Origin of the sequence: Aphanizomenon sp. UHCC 0183 (assembly GCF_009712065.1) — a bacterium.
In the GTDB taxonomy this organism is placed as follows: Bacteria; Cyanobacteriota; Cyanobacteriia; order Cyanobacteriales; family Nostocaceae; genus Dolichospermum; species Dolichospermum heterosporum.
In genome coordinates this window covers 24,805-32,248 of sequence record NZ_VILC01000056.1, presented here as the reverse complement: position 1 = coordinate 32,248, position 7,444 = coordinate 24,805, and the positions used below count along the sequence as shown (strand labels likewise).

At 37.4% G+C, this 7,444-nt stretch carries 3 protein-coding genes; 2 read left to right on the top strand and 1 reads right to left on the bottom strand.

Features of this window, described 5'->3' with window-relative positions; genetic code table 11:
- Nucleotides 1-86: 86 nt before the first annotated feature.
- Entirely contained in the window at nucleotides 87-2,678 is a 2,592-nt protein-coding gene (locus FJR37_RS17595; RefSeq protein ID WP_168466663.1) for a substrate-binding domain-containing protein, read from the bottom strand.
- A gap of 1,172 nt (nucleotides 2,679-3,850) precedes the next feature.
- On the opposite strand from FJR37_RS17595, the gene FJR37_RS17590 reads away from it, so the two are divergent.
- Nucleotides 3,851-7,021: a PAS domain S-box protein gene (locus FJR37_RS17590; protein ID WP_168466662.1), complete on the top strand. Its 3,171-nt coding sequence runs from the start codon at nucleotides 3,851-3,853 to the stop codon at nucleotides 7,019-7,021.
- Between the two features lie 160 nt (nucleotides 7,022-7,181).
- Nucleotides 7,182-7,385 (top strand): hypothetical protein, encoded by a 204-nt coding sequence (locus FJR37_RS17585; protein ID WP_027403642.1) that lies wholly within the window; start codon nucleotides 7,182-7,184, stop codon nucleotides 7,383-7,385.
- Nucleotides 7,386-7,444 lie beyond the last annotated feature (59 nt).

The window sequence follows — 7,444 nt, the reverse complement described above, 5'->3', positions numbered from 1 at the left end:
TGAACCGTTTTCAGTATAGCCAACATTTAAACATCAAACATATTGGGTTTTGTTGGGTTTCGCAAAGCCTTAACCCAACCTACATTCTAACCCTCTTTTTGTTCTTGGAAAAACTTCTGATCAATAGTTTTCCTATATTCTCTATTAGCAGAAGTAGCCATTATATGATAGTCAACTGAATTATCCACAAAGGGGACAGTTAACTTAAATGTACCATCAGGATTGACCTTGACTTTTTGACCATCAATAGTGACATTTGCACCTGCTTCTGTAGCACCATGAAGAACCAATTCTGTATCAACGATAACCCAGAAATCTGTACTGGGACGACTAAAAATACGAACTGTTCCAGAACGCGCTAAACACAACCACTGATTATCATGATTCACATAACCGATTTCTGTCATGTAGTCCCGTTCACCTTTGGAAATAGGTACATAACGATCATTGATTGCGGTTTCACATTCATATTGTGCATCGAACTGAGGACGCTGATAGCTCAGATCAAGATTGGTAACATCATAGACCCGGATAGCCAACATGGTAAATCCTTGATTGTGTAATGCTTGTTGATGATCTTCAGAAATATACCAAGATAGGTAAGCCCATTTGGGAGTGCGGGGTGTGAAAATAATTCTAGTATTTCCAGTCGCATTGATGGGATTAATATTAGTCCAGGCTTCTATCTCAGCATCTAATTCCATTGCTATAGCTTCATTTGTAGCTGGAAGAGGCAAGGGAGTAGGATATATCTCTTCTTCTATCTCCGGGGTATTGAAGGTAATTTCACTAGTAATGGCGTTTAAAGCCTCCCCTAACTCGAATGGTAAGTCAGATGATAAATCAGATAATAAATCTTCAGTTTGTGGTGATTGGCTGACTGGTTGAGGTGCTTGGGTTAGGTTGAGAACTTCTGTTATGCTGTTATATGGCTTAACTGGTGTGGGGAGCATCCCAAGTAATTCTGATAAGGATGTAGTCTTTTGATTAGATTTAATTACAGGCGTTTCTGGTGCTGCTAATGGAATATTACTGACTTCCTTGCTGGAAATATCTGCATTAATTGGCTGGTGGTGAATATTCGGGATTTGTGGAAAGTAACTATTGACGACAATAACAGGGTCTTCTGTCTCCCAAGCCACTTCATCGTAGTTGAGATCAAGATTAATTTCAGACATTTCCTGAATTTGATTATTGGGGTAAGTGGTCTCTGGTACATCTATAATGGCTATATTACTCACTGACGTTATTCCCTGGTCATCATCATTTTTGTGGTAATTTGCACCATTAAGTCCATTACCATTACTATTCCCATTACTATTTAATAATATTGATGCAAATGCTTCTGAATCTGACAGAGTAAACATTGTCTCTGGCAGAGAATCACTTTCTTGATTTGAGGATGTCTGTGCTTTTTCAATCGGTAGTGAAGCGCTGCTGCTGGCAGTTCGCTTTCTTCTTCTCAACCACAATGGCAAAAAGCTACTGAATCCCGCAATTAGTAATAAAGGCATTAGTAATAAAAACCTCATATTTTTGGTAATCATAGAGGGATTATCAAAGAGGTTTATCAACTGTATTTCCCTTCTAGCGTCTTGAGGTTCGGGTATAACTAATTTTTCAGGCGTTGGTGTTACTAAAGATGGACTTTGAGAAACGGAAGGAGTTACTGTGGGGGTGGCTGTAGGTATTTCTGAAGGAGTTGTTAAAGGAATTTCTGAAGGGGTGGTGGTAGAGATATTAGCCACAGGCAGAGACATAGTTTGTATGGATATGGCTGCAATAGCAATTGCTTCTGCTTCTTTAGCCGCTTTTATAGACTCTTCTCCTGGTTTGGCTAAAACAAAACCTAGAAAATCTCTAACTTTAGGACTGGGATTTTCTTTATAAACGTAAACAAAAGACTGGAAAAAAGGATATTTAGAATTATCTGGCAAAAAATCTTGTACTTTTAATACCCGCACATCCGGTAGTTTAGAAATTTGACTTGCTAACACATAGCTAATGCCGTCATTACTTAATTCTTCAACAATGTTAGGTGTGTCGTCTTCCACCAGTTGCACTGCATTAGTACCTGTCAATACTTGTCCAGACTTGAATACTGAATACTCACTAAAGGAATTACGAGTATCACTATCGAAGGGACGATCTATAAATCTAATTTTACCTTTGGCATTTCCCAATTCTGACCAATCTGTAATTTCTCCTCGAAAAATCTTAGCAAATTGCTCAGTAGTCAAGCCATCATAGAAGGGATTATTCATACCAACAATGATGGCAATTTTTTCTTGACGCACTAGCACCTCTTTTAGACCTTGTGCTTTTTCTTCTGGAGTGAGTTTGCGACCAAGGGATGCTACATCAGCTTTACCATCTAAAACCGCTTTTACAGCATCTTCATTGCCGTTAATTGCAATTTCTACTTTAGTTCCCGAAAACTGGGTTTCAAAGTTTTCTTTTAAGCGTTGGTTGACAAGTAGGGAGTTACGAGAACTATCAACTTTAACTACAGTCCCATTTTCTACTTTTTCTGGTAGGGGAAAATCTGGAGTCTCACTCGTGGATTCTGCTTGGATGGGTAGGGAAATTAAGAAATTTGCTACCATTGGACTGGTAACTATAGCCATTACTAAGGCCAGTTTGATAATTACAGGATTTTTTTGTTGTTGTTGCCACATATATCTCTGATTTAGCTAATATAAATGAACTACTCGCCAATAATCAAAATATTGTTTGATTGAGTAATGCTTTGTCGAAATTTGAAAAAGCCTTGATTTGTAGGTTAAATTGTTTGCCTTAGCGTTGCCCAGCCATAGCATAAAGTTTAATAAATGCGTTAGGTTACGCTTTGGCTTAACCCAACCTACAGAAAATGGCTAAGGTATTGATTGAGAAGATGGGTTAATTATACAGCGTGAGTTATTTTTATCTGTGATAACACAAGTGATTAAATTAAAACAGGAATTAGGAGTAATCAGGGGGAATCAGTAGGGATTTAGGAATTCTCAATCTAAACTCCTAGACGAAGGTGCAATGAATACAATATTTATAATTGCGCTTTACATTTAACTAAAGTTTTATTGTAACTAATCACTACTAAGTCAAAGATGTGCTATAATCCCAAAGGAACTCCACAAAAAAAAATGCCAATTTTCCAAAATATGTCTCAATACCTTGTCCAAATTAGAAAAAGCCTTGATTTGTAGGGTTACAGTCATTGCGAGCGAAGGGAAGCAATCACAACCCTTGGAATTGCTTCATTTCACTTCGTCACATATGGCTAACGACACGCAACGCTTACGCAATGACATTGTGTAATTAATTCTGTCTCACGACTTATTGGTTATATATAAATTTTCAAGTATACAATTTGATCATACGATTAAGATTTAAACAATAAGTAGGTGAGCGTTGAAAATTGTCGTTATGGCAAGGCAAAAGGCAAGAGGCAAGAGGCAAGAGTGAAGAGGGTTTGGGCGATTTTACATTTCTTTACACAGTTTGGTTTTATTGTGTTCACCTACTTATCCCTATTAAGTGGGTGGAGAAAAATTAAAATATATTTCGTTTTGTGAAATAGCTAAAACTGTTCCCTGTTCCCTGCCTTCACAGACAACTTAAGTAGGTGAACATAATTTTGTGGCTTACTCTTAGAGACTTCCAAATAAAAAAATGTCCCAAAACTAACGCAAAAACCCTCCCTATTTCTTCTCTCTCTGTGTTCTCTGTGCCTCTGTGGTTCGTTTGTTCATTTATTTATTGGGATAATTTATTTCCTGGAAGTCCCTTAGAGGTTGTTTGAACAGTTTTTAATGTATAAATCAACTCATTATTACCATATTTTACTGATATGAAATTAGTTACAGAAGTATCTATTGATCAGACAAAACCATTAAACCCATTAGTTGACGGACTGAATGAGAAGTTAATTGATTTACCTAGTTTACATCAAATTATTGATTATTCTCCTGTAACTATTGGTCATGATAGTTATGTAATGGATGCTATTGAATTGATGAATCAGGTTGCAGTTAGTCATTTAACCCAAGAAGCAAAAGACTATGTTTTGGTGGTAGAGGGCAAGAAATTACAAGGAATTTTGACGATTAAGGATGTACTAAGGGTAGTTGCCTCAAATACTAACCTATCAGCAGTGAAAATGGCGGATGTGATGAATCAGCCACCAATTACCCTCAAAAAATCAGATTCTGAGCATATTTTAACCGTGTTGGCACTTTTAAATCAGCATGATATTCAACATTTACCTATAGTAGATGACGAAGAAAACTTAATTGGTATTGTCCATGAAAAAGACTTACTACAAAGCTTAAATATAGAAAAAATAGTGGGTGTGATTGAGGCATTACAGGAAAATCTCGGAGATTCTAATACAAAACACACAGCAATTAATCAAGAATTAGAAGTAATTTGCTGGCAAACTTATAATTGTTTACAACAATGGGTGAAAGAAGAGGTTGCTGATAGTGTAGAAATTAATCTGCAACTTCAGGAAACCTTAGAAGAACTGCAAATTGCAGAAGAAGAACTGCGGCAACAAAATGAACAATTGATCTATTCCCGTGAAATTACTGAAGCAGAACGGCAACGTTATCAAAATCTATTTGAATTTGCACCTAATGGTTATTTAGTAACTGATAGTTCAGGTATAATTCAGCAAGCTAATTATGGAGCAGCATCCTTATTATCTGTAGGTCAAAATCATCTGATTGGCAAGCCATTAGTGGTGTTTATTGTTGCAAAACACCGCTTTCATTTCATGTCCCATTTAAAAAAAATACAGCATTTACAGGAATGGAAAATAGATTTCCAGCCTCGCAAAGGTTCGCTATTTTCTGCTAGTGTCAGAGTAAATCCTATATCTGATAGTGAAGGTAAAATAACCGGGTTATTGTGGTCAATAACTGATATTAGCGAACAGCAAGCTGCACTGCGTGAACGCCAAAAATTAGAAGCAGCGCTCCGTCAAAATAGCGATGTTTTGGAAACCAGGGTAAAAGAACGCACGGCAGAATTAGTGATTGCTAATGAGCGATTGCAACAGGAAATCGTGGAACGAGAAGAGATTCAAGATTCCTTACAAGAAAGTGAAGCCCGACTCACATTGGCACTGGAAGCAGGTAAAATTGGAATCTGGGATTGGCATATCCAAACCAATAAAACTCTCTGGTCTCCTAATTTGGGTTTAATGTATGGTTTACCTATTGATACTCTATCTCCTAATTGTGAAGACTTTCTCAAGTTAGTCTATCCTGAAGACCGTGAGCGGTTTCAAAAATGTGTGATTACCTCTATTGAGAAAAAAGTTGATTTCGTCTGTGAGTATCGGATCGTTTGTGGTGATAGTAGCCTAAATTGGTTGAGTTCTAGGGGAAAAGTTTACTGTAATGAAAATGGTGAACCGATGCGGATGATTGGTACTACTAGAGATATTTCTGAACGGAAGGCAACTGAACAGCAAATCTCTGAACAAGCTGCCCTTTTAGATATTGCAACTGATGCAATTTTCGTCCGTGATTTTCAAGCCCAAATTCTTTTTTGGAATCAGGGTGCAGAGAAGATATATGGGTGGAAAAGTCAGGAGGTTTTAGACAAGAATCCCAAGGATATTTTTTATGATTCAACTTCCCATGAGCAAGAGATCATTCCTCTGCAAACTGTAGTGAGATTGGGAAGTTGGCAGGGTGAATTACGCAAACGTACACAATCGAATCAACTAATTATTGTTCAAAGTCGTTGGACATTGATGTTAGATGGTGATGGACAACCTAAATCTATTCTCACGGTAGATACTGATATTACTGAAAAGAAAAGACTAGAAGAGCAGTTTTCCCGCGCTCAACAGATGGAAATTCATGCTAAAAGAATGGAAAGTATTGGGACTTTAGCTGGTGGGATTGCTCACAATATCAATAATCATTTAACACCGATTTTAGGATATGCTCAATTGCTTAGAAGTAAACCTTCGTTAGATAAAGATAATTGTTTGCCAATGCTAACAACTATTGAGAATAATGCTAAAAAAGGGGCAGCCTTGGTAAGACAACTTTTATCTTTTGCTAAGGGAGTAGAGATTCAATATACAACTATTCAGATTAGTGATTTGATTAGGGATACTATTCAGATGGCTAAGGAAACATTTTCTTTTCCTCAATCTATCATATTTTTCACCGATCTCCCGCCAAAATTATGGACGGTATCTGGGGATAAGAATGAACTGGAACAAGTATTAATTAACTTAATGGTTAATGCTGGTCATGCTATGCCTAATGGTGGCAATCTGTCTATTTCTGCGGAAAATTTGTATATTAGTGAAGAGATGAGACGGATAAATCATTATGCTGGTGTGGGAAATTATATTGTGATTACCGTGGAAGATACGGGGACGGGGATGCCACCGGAAATATTAGAAAGAATATTTGAGCCATTTTTTACTACTAAGGATATTGGCAAGGGAACAGGATTAGGACTATCAACAGTGCTAGGAACGATTAAAAGTCACAAGGGTTTTATTAATGTTGATAGTGAAGTGGGGAAAGGCAGTAAATTTAAAGTATTTTTACCATCGGTAAATCAGGAAGTTATCGCTTTAGAACCGGATTATGGGGAAATGTATCCAGGACGGGGAGAGTTAATTTTGGTGGTAGATGATGAACCCCAAGTGCTGGAAGTTACGAAAAATATTTTAGAAAGTTACAATTATCAAACTATTACTGCTAAAAATGGGATGGAGGCGATCGCTATTTATGCACGGTACAAACAGCAAATTAGAGCAGTGTTGATGGATATGATGATGCCAGAAATGGATGGAAGTTCTGCTATCTCCAATTTGAAAAAAATCAATCCTCAAGTCAAAATAATTGCTTGTAGTGGACGTAATATTCAAAATATGCTGGAACCAAGTAATGAAAATCAAGTTCCTGCGATTTTATTAAAACCCTACACTAATCAAGAATTACTGGAAACATTGAGTTATGTACTGAAGTTAGGAGTCAGGAAGTAGGGGCGCAGGGCCTGCGCCCAGTCAGCCCAGTCAGGAGAAATGAAAAAAAAATTACCAATTACCAATATTTGAGTATTTTGAACAGATTTTTGGGGATCGTAGCACTTATGCTCATAGAATTGACCGATTCATGAGACTTTTATTCTTTCCTGGCAAATCTATGACACCTCAAGAATTTTTAGCAAAGTTGGCAACAGCCCCAACAGACCCCGAAAAACTGGTAATTTTTGCAGAATACTTGGATACAAATGCCTTAGACTATGCCACAACACCAAGATGGAGAAGTCTTTCTTATAGTAACGAAATTGAAATGGCACTGAAAAATGTGGCTTTTCATTTAGAGGCGCTCGCTGAAGTTGAGTAATACGTAAGGGAGTTGGGGGAGTGGGGGAGTTGGGGGAGTGGGAGTGGGGGAGTGGGGGG